15 protein-coding genes are annotated in these 17,499 nt (G+C 46.3%); 14 read left to right on the forward strand and 1 reads right to left on the reverse strand.

Annotation, left to right across the window (positions count from 1 at the left end):
- Nucleotides 1-256 precede the first annotated feature (256 nt).
- The 10 genes from NSQ68_RS06615 (at nucleotide 257) to NSQ68_RS06660 (ending at nucleotide 10,919) form a co-directional block, all read left to right on the forward strand.
- Nucleotides 257-1,414 (forward strand): ParA family protein, encoded by a 1,158-nt coding sequence (locus NSQ68_RS06615; RefSeq protein WP_307348651.1) that lies wholly within the window; start codon nucleotides 257-259, stop codon nucleotides 1,412-1,414.
- Between the two features lie 15 nt (nucleotides 1,415-1,429).
- Entirely contained in the window at nucleotides 1,430-2,677 is a 1,248-nt protein-coding gene (locus NSQ68_RS06620) for a CpaF family protein (RefSeq protein ID WP_342428349.1), read from the forward strand.
- Nucleotides 2,674-3,465, forward strand: a complete 792-nt coding sequence (locus NSQ68_RS06625) for a type II secretion system F family protein (RefSeq protein ID WP_342428350.1) — start codon at nucleotides 2,674-2,676, stop codon at nucleotides 3,463-3,465. Before NSQ68_RS06620 ends, NSQ68_RS06625 begins: the two co-directional genes overlap by 4 nt.
- 6 nt (nucleotides 3,466-3,471) lie before the next feature.
- Nucleotides 3,472-4,356: a type II secretion system F family protein gene (locus tag NSQ68_RS06630; RefSeq protein ID WP_342428351.1), complete on the forward strand. Its 885-nt coding sequence runs from the start codon at nucleotides 3,472-3,474 to the stop codon at nucleotides 4,354-4,356.
- Between the two features lie 13 nt (nucleotides 4,357-4,369).
- Nucleotides 4,370-4,561, forward strand: a complete 192-nt coding sequence (locus NSQ68_RS06635) for a Flp1 family type IVb pilin (RefSeq protein ID WP_013309278.1) — start codon at nucleotides 4,370-4,372, stop codon at nucleotides 4,559-4,561.
- The gene (locus tag NSQ68_RS06640) at nucleotides 4,561-5,226 is read left to right on the forward strand and encodes a TadE family protein (RefSeq protein WP_342428352.1); all 666 of its coding nucleotides are present in this window, start codon (nucleotides 4,561-4,563) and stop codon (nucleotides 5,224-5,226) included. The genes NSQ68_RS06635 and NSQ68_RS06640 overlap by 1 nt, the downstream gene beginning before the upstream one ends.
- Nucleotides 5,227-5,266: 40 nt before the next feature.
- A complete protein-coding gene (locus NSQ68_RS06645) occupies nucleotides 5,267-7,483 on the forward strand; it encodes a hypothetical protein (protein WP_342428353.1) in 2,217 nt (738 codons plus the stop codon).
- Complete coding sequence (locus NSQ68_RS06650; protein ID WP_307348664.1) at nucleotides 7,452-8,447, forward strand: pilus assembly protein; 996 nt, start codon at nucleotides 7,452-7,454, stop codon at nucleotides 8,445-8,447. Before NSQ68_RS06645 ends, NSQ68_RS06650 begins: the two co-directional genes overlap by 32 nt.
- A gap of 94 nt (nucleotides 8,448-8,541) precedes the next feature.
- Complete coding sequence (locus NSQ68_RS06655) at nucleotides 8,542-9,054, forward strand: prepilin peptidase (protein ID WP_307348666.1); 513 nt, start codon at nucleotides 8,542-8,544, stop codon at nucleotides 9,052-9,054.
- Between the two features lie 62 nt (nucleotides 9,055-9,116).
- Nucleotides 9,117-10,919, forward strand: a complete 1,803-nt coding sequence (locus tag NSQ68_RS06660; protein WP_342428354.1) for a DUF6382 domain-containing protein — start codon at nucleotides 9,117-9,119, stop codon at nucleotides 10,917-10,919.
- Nucleotides 10,920-11,120: 201 nt separating this feature from the next.
- On the opposite strand, the gene NSQ68_RS06665 is transcribed toward NSQ68_RS06660, so the two are convergent.
- A complete protein-coding gene (locus NSQ68_RS06665; protein ID WP_342428355.1) occupies nucleotides 11,121-12,035 on the reverse strand; it encodes a TIGR01777 family oxidoreductase in 915 nt (304 codons plus the stop codon).
- 420 nt (nucleotides 12,036-12,455) lie between these two features.
- On the opposite strand from NSQ68_RS06665, the gene NSQ68_RS06670 reads away from it, so the two are divergent.
- The 4 genes from NSQ68_RS06670 (at nucleotide 12,456) to NSQ68_RS06685 (ending at nucleotide 17,471) form a co-directional block, all read left to right on the forward strand.
- The gene (locus NSQ68_RS06670) at nucleotides 12,456-13,583 is read left to right on the forward strand and encodes a deoxyribonuclease IV (RefSeq protein ID WP_342428356.1); all 1,128 of its coding nucleotides are present in this window, start codon (nucleotides 12,456-12,458) and stop codon (nucleotides 13,581-13,583) included.
- Between the two features lie 22 nt (nucleotides 13,584-13,605).
- Nucleotides 13,606-14,505, forward strand: coding sequence for a formyltetrahydrofolate deformylase (gene purU / locus NSQ68_RS06675; protein ID WP_307348676.1), 900 nt, complete (start codon nucleotides 13,606-13,608; stop codon nucleotides 14,503-14,505).
- Between the two features lie 391 nt (nucleotides 14,506-14,896).
- Complete coding sequence (tkt, locus tag NSQ68_RS06680; protein ID WP_029516375.1) at nucleotides 14,897-16,942, forward strand: transketolase; 2,046 nt, start codon at nucleotides 14,897-14,899, stop codon at nucleotides 16,940-16,942.
- A gap of 214 nt (nucleotides 16,943-17,156) precedes the next feature.
- Complete coding sequence (locus NSQ68_RS06685; protein WP_342428357.1) at nucleotides 17,157-17,471, forward strand: pyrimidine/purine nucleoside phosphorylase; 315 nt, start codon at nucleotides 17,157-17,159, stop codon at nucleotides 17,469-17,471.
- The last annotated feature ends 28 nt before the right edge of the window (nucleotides 17,472-17,499 follow it).

A 17,499-nucleotide genomic window follows, 5' to 3' on the forward strand; every position in this document is an offset into this window, starting at 1 on the left:
TGACTGTCATCGTCGTCACCACAAATTCTACTAAGATGAAGATGGTAGGAGGCGGGGCTAGACTGCCCGCCTTCTCCTAGTACGAGGATTTTGGAAGATACTTGCACAAAAAATACTTGCTCTAATATAAGTGCTATGCTATTCTACCAGTAAATAGATTGCACGTGACGGAAGCACCGTTCACCAGCCGTATGTACTTACGGATTGATGAACGGTGCTTTTTTGCGTTGTTGTGTTAGGGAAAGGGATGAGCATTATGATTCCAGTGAAAGTGGTATTAGCCGTAGAAGGTCGGGATTATATTGAGCCGCTGCTGAATTATGTTCACGGAAGCGAGTACGCCAGAAGGCTGAGAATAACGGCCTTTTCGCAACCGGAGGCATTTCATCAATACATGATGGAAACCAGCGGAATGAAAAGACCGGATGTGGTGGTTGGTGAAGCGGCTTTTTTGAATCTATGGACAGACAGGGAAGCTGCTGATATTCCTTGTTTGGTATTGCATGAGGGAGAACAAGTGAGCGGATATGGACAGCCTTTATTAAAATATCAGCCTTTATCTGAGCTGGTCGGTTTTATTTTGGAAACGGCGAGACAGAAGTCAAATGGTCGGAAAAGTGTAAACAGCCGGGAAGGTGGAATGATTATCGGCATGGTAGCAGCTTCCGGTGGACTGGGCAAGACAACGGCCGCACTCAATATGTCCAAACAGCTGGGAAATGAGGGATATTCGGTATTCTATCTGAATCTTGAGACAGTGGATTCAAGCTCATTGTTCACTGGTTCAGGCAGTACTAGCGGAGCAGAAGGAGAAGGGCTGTCCAGACTACTCTATGATCTCAAGGCAGAAGGGAGTGAGGAGGCTCCATTATCCATGGCTTCCTATTGTGTTCGTCGCCCTGAAATTCAGGCGGATACTTTTCAGCCTGTCTATAATCGCAAGGAGATGACGGACATGACTTGTGATGAAGCGAAAGAGCTGATTCGAACAGTTGCCGAAAGTGGACAGTATGATGTAGTGATCGTAGATGGCGATTCTGAAAAAGGTGATCGGGCTCAAGCCGTGCTTGAAGCTAGTCATAAGCTGATTTGGCTGCTGGCAGACGATTTAATGAGCATGCACAAGTGCGGATTATGGCTGGATGTTTTAGAAACCACACAGCCTGAAGGGCTCGAAGACATGATATGCAAAACCAGCTTTGTGGTGAACCGCTATATGGGAACTATGATCAACTCGTTACCTCGTGACTTTATGGAGCTAAACGGAGCGTTACCCTATATACCTTCATGGAAACAGATGCAGCACCGTGAGCTGCTGCTAAGTTCACCGATTTATCAGCGGGAAATTCGTCATCTGTGCCGCGAGCTGTTGAATGCGGACAGTGTAACACATCCGGCCACCGTTTGGTCTTAAAAGGGGCTGAAGAACATGAATGAGGAACGATTTAAGGCATTGCGAGCAGATATCCGAAACGGGCTGGACGTAACGTCTTCGGTAAAGGATGCAGATCTGATACGGCATATTGAAAATCGAATTTTACACGATGTAGAGCTGGTAGGCTTAACTTCCCGTGAGAAGCACGCGCTTGTCCGCAAGATTTTTAACTCTTTCCGTGGGCTGGACGTACTCCAGCCATTGATTGACGACCCGACCGTTACGGAAATTATGATCAACAGTCACCGGGAAATATTTGTGGAGCGGGCTGGTGAGGTGATGCAGATACCCGATCAATTTGAGTCCCGCGAGCGACTGGAGGATTTAATCCAGACGATTGTAGCCGGGGTGAATCGAATTGTAAATGAGGCTTCTCCCATTGTGGATGCCCGATTAAAGGATGGGTCACGCGTAAATATTGTGTTGCCTCCAGTTGCTCTCAAGGGTCCGACGATGACAATAAGGAAGTTTCCCGAGCGTCCTATGACGATGGATGACTTGATTCGAATGGGTGCGCTGGATGCAGAAGCTGCTGCTATGCTCAAGGACTTGGTACGTAGCAAGTACAATATTTTTATAAGCGGAGGAACGGGTTCTGGTAAAACAACTTTTCTGAATGCATTATCCCAGTTTATCCCGTCGTCTGAACGGATTATTACCATTGAAGACTCAGCAGAGCTGCAAATTGTGACGGTCCCTAATCTGGTTTCCATGGAAACACGGAATTCGAACACCGAGGGGAAGGGAGAAATCACGATTCGTGATCTGATTCGTTCCTCCCTGCGTATGCGGCCCAACCGCATTGTGGTGGGTGAGGTCCGGGGAAGTGAGGCATTGGATATGCTGCAAGCGATGAACACAGGACACGATGGATCGTTGTCAACTGGCCACGCAAATAATATCCGCGATATGGTCAGCCGGCTGGAAACGATGGTGCTCGGAGGGGCAGAACTTCCGCTTGGAGTAGTACGGCAGCAGATCAGCTCGGCCATTGATATATTCGTTCATCTGTCACGGATGCGCGACAAATCCAGACGAGTGCTGGAAATTAGCGAAGTGATTGGTTTTGAAAATGGTGAGGTGACGCTTAATCCCCTTTATCGTTTTCAGGAACGAGGAGAAAGTAAGGGGCGAATCGTAGGAGGTCTGGAACGTTGTGGCGAGGGTCTGCAACATACTTTGAAGCTGCAAATGGCCGGAATCAATCCGGAAAGCTGGCACAGGGGAGGCGTATCAGCGTGAAGTCAGGAAATACGACTGCCAAGCAAGTATCACGTGAGGTCCCTTCTCTGCCAGATTATACGGTATATACATTATCGACAGTACAAAAAAGTCTGTGCATATTCTTTAGTGGCGTGTTGTTCGCAATGATCGGTTATCTATTTTATCACCAATGGATATTATCGTTGCTGTGCGCTGCCGGGGCTGGGGTGACGCCTCGTTATTTTAGGCAATTTTTGCTGCAAAGACGCAGGTCTGCTCTAAGCATCCAATTCAAACAGGCTTTATATTCGCTCTCGTCTTCTCTTTCAGCGGGAAGGTCGGTGGAGAATGGTTTTCGTGAGGCTGTAGAGGATTTGAGATTGCTTAGTCCGGATGGAGATCACGACCTGATTTTTGAATTTAACATTATTACCGCCTGTCTCGAAATCGGACAGCCTGTAGAGACTGCTTTGCAGGATTTGGCCCGTCGGGCGCAGATGGAGGATATTACGAATTTTGCGGACGTATTTGCGGCTTGCAAGCGAACCGGAGGTGATCTGGTGGAAGTCGTACGACGAGCTTCAAGTGTCATTGGTGAGAAGCTGGAAATTCAGCAGGAGATCGGTGTAATGATTGCGCAGAAACGTTTTGAATCGAGGGTTATGTTTGCGGCGCCTTTTTTGTTTGTATTGTTTATGACCATGACAGCGGGTGATTACATGATGCCCTTATACAGCGGTACAGGTATGATTTTATCAACCATTTGTTTATTGGTGCTTGGTGGGTGTCTCGTGTGGATTAACCACATTATGAAGATTGAAGTGTAAGGAGAGATGGGTGTGGTGATGTTGGTTTGTCTGGTCATGCTGGTTCTGCAAGTGGGAGGTTGGGTGGTGCTGAACCAGATGCACGGTGCTAAGTATACACATTTCCGCCATATGAAGCTGGAGGGACTGCGGCTGCAAAGACTTTCAATCCCATTTGTACACATGATTCATGCTTCACGTGCTACTCATAGGCTGCCTTTGCTAATGTTCAAGCTCCAGCGTTCGGTGCAAAAGCTGTATGGTATGCGCAACAGCGGAGAAAAAACGATGCTTTTTCTGGCAGAAATGTTGGGTTACGGATATATGATGGCTGCTGGTGGAGCTATAGTATCGCTTTTGCTGGGTGGGGATGCGACCGGGCTGGTGCTCGGATTGGGACTTGGTCTTCTGGTACCCATCGCGCTGATCAAGGATTTGCACGGGAAAGTACAGAAGCGGGATCAGCAAATTTTAATGGAACTGCCTGAACTGTTGAGTAAAATGATGCTTTTAGTAGGTGCAGGTGAGACGGTACAACGGGCATTGCTACATTGCGTAGAACGTAAAGGGGCGGATACGGAACATCCGGTGTATCGAGAACTGAGGCAGACGGTGGCGGAATGGGAAAGCGGCTTTTCCTTTCAACAGGCATTTGAGCACCTGAGCAAACGTTGTGGTATTCAGGAAATGACGGTATTTACGACGACGGTATTGTTGAATATGAGGCGCGGCGGGAGCGATTTCGTGATGGCTTTACGTGAGTTGTCCCAGACGTTATGGGGCAAGCGGACTTCAATTAGCCGCACAAGAGGGGAGCAGGCTTCATCTAAGCTGGTATTCCCGATGGCGCTGATTTTGCTAACGGTAATTGTGCTGGTGGGCGCTCCGGCTTTAATGATGATGAATATGTAGGAGGAATACAACGATGATGACATTAGTAACAGGCAGTATTCGTAAACTGTACAAGGATGAGGATGGTCTGGGGACGTTAGAAATGATCCTGATCATTGCCATTCTGATTGCGGTGGCAATTATTTTCAAGGATCAGATCAAGAAAATTGTAGAAGGGCTTTTGAAAAAGGCAGATAAAAAAAGTAACGATTTTATGGATTCATAATGCTGCGCAAATTGGCACAAAAAGAGGACGGGAGCTTCTCCTTGGAAGCTTCCCTCGTCTTTCCCATTCTACTGCTGGTCATTTTTGTGATGTTATTTTTTTGCCTGTACATCTATCAAAAATCTATATTGGTGCAAGTCGCTGCTACTGCTTCGGAAAGGGCCGCTTACAGCTGGGATAACAGCTTCAAGGACCCACGTACGGGAGCATTTACACAAGGGCAACGGGATTCTCTCTATTGGCGCTTGAAGGATGATGTCATGCTGGGAGCCCTGTTTGGCTGGACCGGAGCCAACAATCAGGAAAGTGTACAGGTGCCGGGCAATGGGGGAGGCTCGTTACCTGCTCAGAAGCTGTCCAATGCAGAAAATAAAATGCCCGCGGGCATGCAGGGGCAGATGACATATGAGAACAGTATGATTCACCGTAAGGTGACCACAAAGTTAAATAAGATCGTGAAGGTACCTTTGTTGAATCAGTTTTTAGATCAGACAGATTTGCAAGGGAAAATGAGCTCTGGCGTGGTCGAACCTGTGGAATGGATTCGTACGGTGGAGTTGGTCCGTTATTATGGTGCGAAGTTTATGGGTAGAGGCTCAGGTGAAAAGGTAGATTCGGCAGTTGTAGGGAAAGTGTTAATGCAATATGGTCAAAACGGTCAGTGAGAAGTAAGTAACGGGAATGTAACTGGAAAGGAGGAAGCAGGTGTTTGGTAAGGGACACAATACAAAGGACGGGGAATCAGGTGCTGTCACAGTCTTTTTAATTCTGATTTTGGCGGTCATGTTCGGTTTTATTGCTGTATTTATTGATTACGCGAGAATTGCTGCATTGCATGTGCAGACCGAACGGCTGACCCATGCGGCGGTTCGTTCAGTGATGTCTGCTTATGATCCGACATTACAACAGGAGTACGGTTTGTTTGCTTATGGCGAAGGCGGCGGAGAACAAACTATGGTCAAAGTGCTGAATGACAGCGCGCGGCGTACGGCACGCGCGGATACACTCCCGCTTATGAATACGAAGCTGGATTCAAGTTCCCTGCAAATGGAAAGAGAGCTTGGTAAATATGCCATATTTAACGAACAGATCCGTGAAGAGATGAAGTATAAAGCACCTGTCGATTTTACGTTTGAAGTGCTCGAAAAGCTAAAGCCGCTCTCTCAAAATATGAAAGAAGCTTCTCATACGGTAGATTTGTTGAAAAGGCTGCAAAAGCTGTACGACAGACGAGAGGCCAAACTGGATGACATGCTGGAGAAGCAGCGTAAGGCAGGAGCTTATATGGAAGAGGTTCGTAAGCGGATTATTAAACAGAGGGGCACCTATATGCCCAATCAGTATATATGGGACCCACTTGAGGTTGTAGCCGATATTGCCGCTCAATATAAGCATTACGTACATGTATATGAAGACAATAAGAAGAGTGTGGACGACGTTAAAATCATGCAGATGGAAAAATATGCACGTAGAGCGAGGGCAGCGCTTGATCGCCTACGTCAGATCATGGTTCAGGCTGGAGAAGAACATGACAAGTTGCTTCTGGAAGCCAAGGAACCGTTAAATGAGGCCCGGCAGATTAATGAAGAGATGCGCAAAGTCATTGCCCAATATAAGCAGAGGGCGGCCAATGCAGGCTATGATGAGGTTTCAGCAGCCCCTACTCCAAGCGGAGCAGGCTCCAACGCAGATCCGTCGGTAGGAAGCGCACGGCAAAAAGCAGAGGATTTGTTGATTCCAGACAAGGAATTTGAGCAATGGGAAGCAGAAATCGAAAAGCAACGAACTTCTATAAGTACTGCTAACAATAGAATAACGAGTATGATGCGCACCTTATCTTTTTATACAGATCCATTTTTGAATGCAGACATGCTCAAGCAAGAAGTCGCATCAACGCTCAAAGAGATAGATAAATACTTGAATGCGTATGCTTGGGCGGGACCTGCCAATGTACTCGACGGTGAAGCCAAAATGATGGACACGCGACGTGGACCGGACAAAGAACGCAAGAAAATGGAAAAAGAGGCGAAAAACAAGCTCAAACAAGCCTATCGGATCATTGAGGTTCTTTCCAAAGGTAAACAAAGTGCAGAACAATTCCAAAATCTGGAGCAGTATTACAATGAAAGTATTTCGTTTAACCAGTCTACATCCAGTTCATCTGTATCCGCTGATTTGTCCTATGACACCTATGATGCAGCAGGAGCTTCCATGGATAGTATGGATGGTCTATACGGTGCGGCATCCAATTTACTGACTCAACTGGGAGACGAGTTTTACCAGAACGAATACGCGCTTTCTTACTTCCATCATGTGGATTTTAGCCGTTTTGGCAGTTTGGCCGGATCGGGTGGAAATGTGGGAAATGCTGCACAGATCTTGGGAGATCAGCTGGAGGTGAATAATCAGGAAGTTGAGTACATCCTGTATGGGTTCCATAATCCGACGGGTAATCTGGCATCCGCCTATGGAGAAATTTTTGCTATGAGACTTGCCATTCGAACAATGGAGGGATTGGTTAAGAACAGCTCAAAAGGTAATCCGCTGGTCGTTTTGGCGGCAGCTTTGTTATATGGAGTAGAAAAAGCGATAGAAGATATGATTATGCTGGCACAAAAGGGGGACGTGCCATTGTCTGATTTTCTTAAATTTCGAATGACATACAAGGATCATTTGCGATTGTTCCTGATGCTCCACAGTAATAATGAACGAAAAATGTCCCGTATGCTGGCTCTGATCCGCCTGAATACAGATGTCAATCCTGCTGAGCGGCAAACGTATGCAACGGGTGAGGTCAAGAATGGGATGAGGCTGTGGTTTCTACCTGGGGTAATGAAGATGCTCGGGACCGCCTCAAAAGAAGGCGAGAGTATTAAGGGAAGTGTGTACTATGTCACGAAAACAGCGCATTTTTCCTATTAATCGGTGTTTACGGAAAGTTTGTGGGCAGAAGCAATGTGAACAAGGAAGTATTGTTTTAGAAGCGTCATTAGTGTTGCCAATGTTTCTGTTTTTTATTATTTTTCTCATTTATATGGTTCAGATGACGCTGGTATCCACGGCCTTGCAGACCACCGCTTCAGAAGCGGTTAAGCAGGTTTCGACTAAAATCTACCCGGTGTCTCTAGCTGTGGAGGCGGCGTCCGCGAAAATAGATGCAGTCCGTGAACCGTTGGATGAACTGCCCAAGTTATCTGTGAGTGAATATGCAAGCCAATTCGCTTCCCAGTTGCCACCTCCAATTGGTGATTGGGTAGAAAGCGCTGTTCAGGGCGGTCAAAAGCCGATGGAGGAGCTGCGGGGGCGATTTACGGAGGCTGCACTTGATCCTGTTCTGAAGCCGATGCTAAAGCCTTTTATGGAGGAAAGCATTCTGGAATATGACCGTATTCATATAACGAGTGTACATGTACCTGCACTTGCAGGAACTAAGGACCCTTATTTTAGAGTAGAGCTATCGTATGAACTGCCGATGAAGGTTCCTTTTCTGTATCGCAGCATTGTGCTTCAGGCGGCAGCTGAGGAACGTCTTTGGATTGGCGACACAGGGGAAGGAGCAGGTACAGGAAATGCGACAGGAGACAAGGATGCGGAGCATTCCATACAGTTGCTCGTTAAGCCTGAACCTGCTGTGAAGGGTGTGTACAATTTAATCAAGGCCAAGGTTGAGCCTGGGACGACTGCTAACCTTTCTGTACTTTATAAGTCGGGTGAAAGCACAGCTCAGCACTTGGGCTGGACCTCTGCCAATGCGGACGGGATTATTGAATGGAACTGGTTTGTGGGAACGAACACAACACCCGGTCAATGGAGCTTTGTGATTGAAACGGAGGACGGTCAACGTATAGAAGTTCCGTTTACCGTGGAAAAGCCAGCTGATGGATAGAAAGGATCGACTCGACATAGACGGACAGGTATAACTACGATGGTAAATGTTTTGGCAGTCTGCTAGTTCTATTTTATAAAGGGGGAAGATCGCATTGACGTGGATGTACATTGTATGCGGAGTTCTGCTCGCGATTGCGTTAGTTACGGATTTACGTAGCATGAAAATCCCTAATAAGCTTACATTGCCCGGCATAGTGGTAGGCTTGGTATTCAATACTATATTTGGAGGGTGGCACGGTTTTTTATTTGCTGTTGCTGGACTGGGTACCGGATTTGGGTTCATGCTGATTTTGTACTGGATGGGAGCTGTTGGTGCAGGAGATGTAAAGCTGTTCGGCTTGATTGGAGCATGGACAGGTGCCGCTTTTGCATGGCAGTCAGCTTTATATTCGATTTTTTTTGCAGGTATTATTGGCATAGGGATTTTGCTATGGAAGAGGGAAACTATCATGAGACTGCGGCGCGTGGCTTTTAATTTAGGAGGATTTTTTCTGTTTCGCAGCGGAAAAGCACTGACCAGTGGAAATGAAGCACACCTCAGGTTTCCTTTTATGACGGCAGTCATTCCGGGAGCGATCAGTGCTTATCTTTACTTCTTGCCATGACATGTCCGCTGGGGAGATCATGCTACCTCACGGAGTTAGGAAATTGTTAAGGAGGTCATGAATTGTTTGGTTTAAGCAGGGATTTTGCCCGGAACGGCGGGACATTTATGATTCTAAACAAGGAAGACGGGCTCAAGACCGATGATTTAAATTCCGTACAAACTGGAATGATGACTGGTAATCGGATTCCCGGTCTGCTGGAACTTAGAATAAAGGAAGTCGATTTTCAGATTGAGTTACATTACGACATTTCGGGGCAACGCATGCTTTCCCAGTTATGGAAAGGTGAGGGCGTGTCGACTTCTGATTTCTACCGGATTCTTTTTGAAGTGGCAGATGCCCTCCATCGCAGCCCGCAATATATGTTAGATGTCCGCCAGTTTATTTTGCACGAGGATTATATTTTTCTAAGTGGTTCAGGTACAAGGGAAACCGCCAGTTTAACCTATGTTCCTTTACGCAGTGTACAGTATGCAGGGCAAACAGGCAGTCAATTTAAGCAGATGGTTATTCGTTTAATGACTCGTGTGGCCCACTTTCAGGGAGAATATATACAACGCATACTCGATCTGTGTGATAGAAATGAATTTGAATTGGGATTGCTAAAGGAACTGCTGTTGCAAGGAATGAAGGCTGGTACAGAGAGTGCTAGCGTGCAGGGAGAAAGTATGGAAGAGCGAGCTTTTTCATCAGCCGAGCCTATCCTATCTGCTCATACCTCACAGGGAAACTATACGGATCGTGGCGGAACATATGCGCGAGAGCATCGGGAAACTCTGCAGGAGATTCAGGAGCTTAAACGGATCAATCGGCTCAAACCGTCCGTGAAACCAGAGGAAAATTCCGAGCATGTAACAGAAAACGAAGTAGAAGATGTGGAGCCTGGATTGCAAAAATATAAAACTTACATTGCTCTCGGATGTCTGCTCGCTTCGGCCATCGTGTGGCGTTATATTTATCTGGACCATCCAGAGATGGTACCGTTGATTATTTCTGTGGTGCTGACCTTGGTACTTGCCGCTGTTGCTTATATAAGCTGGACGGGGAAATGGGAGCGCAATCGAACTTCATCTCATATGTACAGCGATTCAGTACCTGTATTGGATTCGGAATGGTTAGGAACTACTACTTCCTCAGCACAGCGGAAAAATGATCGTTATCAGGTAGATAAGCTGACCGGATTTGTAGCGGGACGTCATCATCAAGACAAGCAATCTTCAAATTTGAGTGATCAAGGGCAGGAGAGCTGGAGATGGACTTTTCCAAATTCAGAATCTAAAAGCGTGGGAAGCCGAGTTGCGGAAGATAGGGAGAAAACTTCAGCAAATTATGACCTACACGAGCCATCGTGGAAAGGTGCGGAACGGGGAAATGAATTGGAAGCCAGTGATACCAGTGAGGCTTATTATAAGTCTCTCTCCGGAGTAACGGAGCTGCTAAATGCTGCATCTAAGCAGGAAACGATGCTGCTTCGTCCAGATCAAGATATGCAGATTTCACCTGTTCAGCAATCACCGATGGCCTGTCTGGATCGCAAGCCACCAGGTAGTGGAGGGACAGAGCGCATCCGGTTGCAGCCAGACCAATTCGTTGCAGGCAGCTTTATCATCGGGAGGGATCCGCAACTGGTCCAGTTTGTAGAGCATACGGATGGAGCTTCCCGTTCTCATATTGAGCTTTGCATAGTTACAGGAGAACATAGCCACATTGTTAAGGATTTATCCTCGACGAATGGAACTGTTCTGAATGGAGAGCCTATGGTGCCTTATAAGGAGTACACAATGAAGGATGGAGACACTTTTAAAATCGCGGGAGTATCTTATACTTATCGGTTGGACTCTTTTAAATCCTCCAATGCATCATAAATGAAGGTTATATGGATATATGTCAAGAAGAGGCCTGTTATATTCAGAGCTTCTTTCTTTATGAATAGTGGACTATTCATGGGAATAAAATGGGGCATCTTAATAACTTGCAGTCTGCTTGAAAGATTGTATCTGACTAAAAAGAGGAACCCTAAGCTGGCAGTGTTACTACCTACCAGCCAGGAGTTCCTCTTTTTCAATTCAATGCTGTTTTTGGGAAGAATGGAGTTCCTCAAGAGCGTCCTTAAGTGAAGGATAGTGAAACATAAATCCGTGCTCCAGCGCTTTGCGCGGTATTACCTTTTGACCATCCAATACAAGCGTGCTCATCTCACCAAGTAGCTTTGAAACGAGAATGCTGGGGACGGGAAACCAGTGCGGACGGTGATATACCGTAGCTACTGTCCTCCCAAACTGGTCGTTCGTCAAGGGTTGTGGTGATGAAGCATTCACTGCCCCGACGATTTCCGTCGTATGGATACAGTACGTGATCAGACGAACGATATCTTCAATATGAATCCAGCTCATCCATTGATGGCCGCTACCTATTTTGCCGCCGAATCCGAAGCTATAAGGCATCTTCATGAGTGGGAATGCCCCTTTTTTTCTGTCCAGTACAAGGCTAATGCGTAACTTAATTAAACGGGCTTCAGAAGGGTAGGCATTGGCGGCTTCTTCCCATTGCTCAACTACCTGAGACAGAAAATCTCCCGAACAGCGCGGGCTCGTTTCATCGAATGTTTCGGTCAGGGATGTACCATAGGCGGCAACAGCAGAAGCCTGAATGATTACTTTCGGTTTTTTTTGTAGAGCATTCAATGCTTGAGCCAAACGGGCAACAGATAGCAGTCGAGATTGAAGAATTCTTTGTTTGGACTTATCCGTCCAGCGCTGATTCAGCGTTTCGCCTGCTAAATTAACGACCGCATCTGTGCCTTCCAGTACTTCAGGCTTTTGTTTTAGTTCGTTCCAGCTCATATATTGCAAGCGGGGGCTCGCTTCGTGTCCTACCAGTGGCTTGCGGGTAACGACTTTCACCGTGTATCCGTCGTCTAGCAGGCTTTTGACGAGTGCACTCCCCACCAATCCAGTTCCTCCACATACGATGATGTTCATGGAGCCAGCTCTCCTTCCGATTCACAAAAAAATACATCTGTTATAGAATATAACCCTTTTCGAGAGAAAAAAATTCATATGAATGTACCTTTATACGGTTAAGGATGTCAATCCATGATTTTATTTACCCCCGTTTGACTAACATATATTCTGATGTGTACTTTATCTACGTGTTCCCTTAATAGAGTTATTTGAGGATTTTGCAAAAGCCCAATAAGCGACTTTCAATGAAGAATATATAGATCGAAATGGTCTGGTTCGTCTGTATATTGCACTTTGGAGCGACTGGAATCGAATTTTGCAAAATCCTGATTTAAGAAAGTTGCCATAAAAGCTATGTTGTTTGATTTCAATAATCACGTTAAAATGATTAAATTAAAATAAGACAAGCATAACAGGATAAGGGGATGAATCAGGGTCATGCTGAAAATTGGTTCTCATGTGTCCTTCTCGGACAAGGGTCTGCTCAGCGCTACAAAAGAAGCGTCTTCTTACGGGTCCAGCTCCTTTATGATATACACGGGAGCACCGCAAAACACGCGTCGTAAGCCGATGGAGTCCATGTATTTGGAGGAAGGCAAGCAGTTAATGGCTGAGAAGGGAATGGAAGATATCGTGGTGCATGCCCCGTATATCATCAACCTTGGCTCTTACAAAGAAAATACCTATGAACTTGCGGTCAGCTTTCTTCAGGAGGAAATTCGGCGCACACACGCGATTGGTGTGAAAAATATCGTGCTGCATCCGGGCGCTTTTACCGATAAGGATGCGGAATATGGAATCGGGCGTATTGCCGATGGTTTGAACGAGGTACTGAACGGCGTGAAGGAGACAGATGTTAACATCGCACTTGAAACGATGGCAGGCAAAGGAACGGAAATGGGGCGTAGCTTTGAGGAGATTGCCTCCATTATAGATAAAGTAGAGCATAACGAGCGTCTTACGATTTGTATGGACACCTGTCACATTCACGATGCGGGTTATGATATCGTAAATGATCTGGACGGTGTATTGGAGCAGTTCGACCGTATTGTCGGCTTGAACCGCATTGCAGTTGTTCACATCAATGATAGTAAAAATCCAGTTGGTGCTCATAAAGACCGCCATACTCCGATCGGATCAGGCTGGATTGGCTATCAGACTATTCATAATGTGGTGCATCATGAAGCACTTCAAGGACGTCCGTTTATTTTGGAGACGCCATGGATTGGCAAGGAAGCCAAAACTCAGCGCCCGATGTATGAGGTAGAGATTGCCCTGCTTCGCGGAAATGTAAAGGAGCGCTTTGGGGAAGAGTTTTTGGGTCAGGTAGAGCAATTGCATTCGTTTTTCAAAAAACAGGATGTGGATGTCCGTAAATTTGTGCTGGACACCTGGGCTCTGCTGAAAAATGATGCCAAAGCAAGAAAAGCCGATCCACGTGAGCCGTTGGAGCGTCTGTATGACATGATAACGGAAGCAGCACTATTTCCAGATTTGAGCGAAGAACACATTAATCAACGGTTGATTGCCTGGTTTGCCGGCAGTCATTTGCCAGTGACGGTATAAGCTAAGGGGGATTAATAGCCACATGGAAATTCACGTAAAACATCAGCCAACTAGCACTCTATCTGCCCATGAAAACCGCGCGCGTATGCTTGTATCTTGTCCAGACGGACCAGGTATTGTAGCGGCCGTGTCCCGTTTTTTGTACGAGCATGGGGCCAATATTGTCCAATCTGACCAATATACAATGGACCCGTCCGGCGGTATGTTTTTTATGCGGATTGAATTTGATCTGCCGAATTTGAGTGCAACCCAGCCACAGTTAGAGCAGGATTTTGCCGCTGTTGCCGAGAAATTCCGTATGGAGTGGACGATTTCTGCGGTTAGCCGCAAGAAAAAACTGGCCATTTTCGTTTCCAAAGAAGACCACTGTTTGGTAGAGTTGCTGTGGCAATGGCAGGCAGGGGATTTGGACGCGGATATTTCATTGGTGGTTAGTAATCATCCGGATATGAAGGAGTATGTGGAATCGTTTGGCATCCCATATCACCATATTCCGGTAACCGCCGATACCAAGCCGGAGGCGGAGCGTCGCCAACTAGAGGTCATTGGCGAAGACATTGACGTTATCATTCTGGCCCGTTACATGCAGATTATTTCTCCCAAGTTTATTGAGCATTATCGCAACCGAATTATCAATATCCATCATTCCTTTCTGCCTGCATTCGTGGGTGGGAAGCCATATGCCCAAGCCTATAATCGCGGTGTGAAAATTATTGGTGCTACTGCGCATTATGTAACTGAAGAATTGGACGGCGGCCCGATCATTGAGCAGGACGTGCAGCGTGTAAGCCACGGAGATGATGTAAATGAGCTAAAACGGATCGGTCGCACCATAGAGCGGGTCGTTTTGGCAAGAGCCGTGAAGTGGCATGCAGAGGATCGTATTCTGGTTCATGAGAACAAAACAGTCGTTTTTAACTAATCTTAAAATTTTAGAAAAAATTTGTGAATATATATTTTTTGTTAAACAAAGCCCGTTGCATAACGGGCTTTGTTTTTTTATATGAGTTATTTGCCTTATAAACGTTCAGTACATAATATTTTTTGTGATTTTATCATTTTTTAAATGAGGTTAATACATTACGGGTATATTTATATGAGGACACGGTACTACATTTCCCACAATCATCTTTATAAACGATCTGGCAAACTTTCACGGCAAATGGTACAATACTTAAGAATGTATAAGTCATATTGAAACATTCAAGCAGATTCACTCACTTCAACAGATATCGTTTTTGTATCAGACGGTGATGTTGGAGAGTATGACCGAATGCAATTGACATACTTTTTACAATATGAGGAGGCTAACTATGACTGACCAGAACCAAGCGATTCAAAAGGATGAAAACTCCACGATCGACAACTTGTCCATCACAACTATTCGTACGTTGGCAATTGATGCCATCGAGAAAGCAAACTCGGGACATCCTGGTATGCCGATGGGCTCCGCGCCAATGGGATACCAACTTTTTGCTAAAACGATGAATCATAATCCCGATCAACCTACATGGGTTAACCGTGACCGTTTTGTATTGTCTGCAGGACACGGTTCCATGTTGCTATACAGCCTTCTGCACCTGAGCGGCTATGATCTTCCTATGGAAGAACTGAAACAATTCCGTCAATGGGGCAGCCTTACACCGGGCCACCCTGAGTTTGGCCACACTGCTGGTGTAGATGCTACAACCGGTCCTCTGGGACAAGGTCTCGCAATGTCCGTAGGTATGGCAATGGCTGAAGCTCAACTGGGCGCAACCTATAATAAGGACGAATTTAAAGTTGTAGATCACTTCACATATGCAATTTGCGGCGATGGCGATCTGATGGAAGGTATTTCCCACGAGGCTGCTTCGCTGGCTGGTCGCTTACAACTGGGCAAGCTGATCGTATTGTTTGATTCCAATGATATTACACTGGACGGCAAGCTTAATCTGTCCTCTTCCGAGAGTGTTGCCAAACGCTTTGAAGCTTACAACTGGCAAGTACTGCGCGTAGAAGATGGTAACGACCTTCCAGCCATCCAAAAAGCCATTGAAGAAGCGCAAGGCGACTCGACACGTCCTACGCTGATTGAAGTGAAGACAGTCATCGGCTACGGAAGCCCGAACAAACAGGGTAAAGGCGGACACGGCGGTACTCATGGTTCCCCGCTGGGATCAGAAGAAGCCAAGCTGACTAAAGAATTCTACAAATGGGTATACGAAGAGGACTTCCACGTACCACAAGAGGTTCGCGAGCATTTTGCTAAAGTAAAAGAGCGCGGTATCGCAGCGAACAAAGCATGGGATGAACAGTTCGCGAAATACAAAGCTGCTCACCCTGATTTGGCAGCTCAGTTCGAAACAGCTGTAAACGGCGATCTCCCAGAAGGATGGGATCGTGACCTTCCGAAGTACACGACTGAAGACAAAGCCGTTTCGACTCGTGTAGCTTCTGGTAATGCTTTGAACGGATTGGCTCCAAACGTACCTTTCCTGACAGGCGGTTCTGCCGATCTGGAGAGCTCCACAATGACACATTTGAACAACCTGACGAACTTTACGCCAGAAGACTACGCCGGCCGTAACATCTATTTCGGTATCCGCGAATTTGGTATGGCTGCTGCGATGAACGGTATGGCGTTGCACCAAGGTGTAAAAGTATTCGGCGGTACATTCTTCGTATTTACAGACTATCTGCGTCCAGCCGTACGTCTGGCAGCTCTGATGGGATTGCCTGTAACCTACGTTCTGACTCACGACAGTATTGCTGTGGGTGAGGATGGTCCGACTCATGAGCCGATCGAGCAATTGGCTTCCCTGCGTATTATCCCGAACTTGACAGTAATTCGTCCAGCGGACGGTAATGAAACTTCTGCTGCTTGGGCTTACACGCTGGAAAACAAGAAAAACCCGGTTGCTCTGGTATTGACTCGTCAAAACCTGCCAATCCTGGCTGCTAGTGCTGAGCATGCACGCGAAGGTATCAAACGCGGTGCTTATGTGGTTGCAGATGCAACAGATGGCAAACCAGTTGCTCAAATTCTAGCTACAGGCTCCGAAGTGCAATTGGCTGTTAAAGCTCAGGAAGCACTGGCAGAACAAGGTATTCAAGTACGTGTTATCAGCTTCCCAAGCTGGGATCTGTTCGAAAAACAAGACAAAGCATACAAAGATTCCGTTCTGCTGCCAGAAGTGAAAGCTCGTTTGGCTGTAGAAATGGCATATCCACTGGGCTGGGAAAAATATGTTGGCGACCAAGGCGACATTCTCGGTATCAGTACATTCGGCGCATCCGCACCTGGCGACCGCGTGATTAAGGAATACGGCTTTACAGTAGAGAACGTTGTTAGCCGTGTGAAAGCTTTGTTGAAATAAAACACTGGAGCATCTAAAACAGACAGTCGTAACCTGAGTAAGGCTTACGGCTGTTTGTTTCATACAGTTGATGTTTTGCGAAAAAATCACTTTTGAATTCCCGTGTATTGCATACGTGATACAGTGTGTATTTTCATACTGAAGCTGGAATCAAATCTATGTTATGATGCACCAATATTCATTCAACCATTGAGAGCAGATGAGGGGATAACGAATGACACAGTTTGATGGAGTAAGCGTAGTTAAAAAAGCAAACATTTATTACGATGGTCAGGTTACAAGCCGTACAGTCATCCTGGGTGACGGCAGTAAGGTTACACTGGGGATTATGCTGCCAGGAACGTACGAGTTCGGCACGGATTCCCGTGAGATTATGGAGATTTTAGCAGGGGATTTGAGAGTGTTGCTTCCAGGTACTGAGGAATGGCTGGAAATACAAGGGACAGCAACCTTTCACGTACCTGCAAAGTCTTCATTCAAGCTGGAAGTACGAAGTGTAACTGATTATTGCTGTTCTTATCCCGAATAGTAAGCTAAAACGGGTAAGCACACTCAGC

Origin of the sequence: Paenibacillus sp. FSL L8-0158 (assembly GCF_038592965.1) — a bacterium.
Classification (GTDB): domain Bacteria; phylum Bacillota; class Bacilli; order Paenibacillales; family Paenibacillaceae; genus Paenibacillus; species Paenibacillus polymyxa_D.

What these genes read in the sequence shown, in the direction of transcription:
- NSQ68_RS06650 (WP_307348664.1), top strand. Translation starts at nt 7,452, where the DNA reads ATGTCACGAAAACAGCGCATTTTTCCTATTAATCGGTGTTTACGGAAA.
- NSQ68_RS06685 (WP_342428357.1), top strand. Translation starts at nt 17,157, where the DNA reads ATGACACAGTTTGATGGAGTAAGCGTAGTTAAAAAAGCAAACATTTAT.
- NSQ68_RS06635 (WP_013309278.1), top strand. Translation starts at nt 4,370, where the DNA reads ATGATGACATTAGTAACAGGCAGTATTCGTAAACTGTACAAGGATGAG.
- NSQ68_RS06630 (WP_342428351.1), top strand. Translation starts at nt 3,472, where the DNA reads ATGGGTGTGGTGATGTTGGTTTGTCTGGTCATGCTGGTTCTGCAAGTG.
- NSQ68_RS06670 (WP_342428356.1), top strand. Translation starts at nt 12,456, where the DNA reads ATGCTGAAAATTGGTTCTCATGTGTCCTTCTCGGACAAGGGTCTGCTC.
- NSQ68_RS06640 (WP_342428352.1), top strand. Translation starts at nt 4,561, where the DNA reads ATGCTGCGCAAATTGGCACAAAAAGAGGACGGGAGCTTCTCCTTGGAA.
- NSQ68_RS06665 (WP_342428355.1), bottom strand. Translation starts at nt 12,035, where the DNA reads ATGAACATCATCGTATGTGGAGGAACTGGATTGGTGGGGAGTGCACTC.
- purU (WP_307348676.1), top strand. Translation starts at nt 13,606, where the DNA reads ATGGAAATTCACGTAAAACATCAGCCAACTAGCACTCTATCTGCCCAT.
- tkt (WP_029516375.1), top strand. Translation starts at nt 14,897, where the DNA reads ATGACTGACCAGAACCAAGCGATTCAAAAGGATGAAAACTCCACGATC.
- NSQ68_RS06620 (WP_342428349.1), top strand. Translation starts at nt 1,430, where the DNA reads ATGAATGAGGAACGATTTAAGGCATTGCGAGCAGATATCCGAAACGGG.
- NSQ68_RS06615 (WP_307348651.1), top strand. Translation starts at nt 257, where the DNA reads ATGATTCCAGTGAAAGTGGTATTAGCCGTAGAAGGTCGGGATTATATT.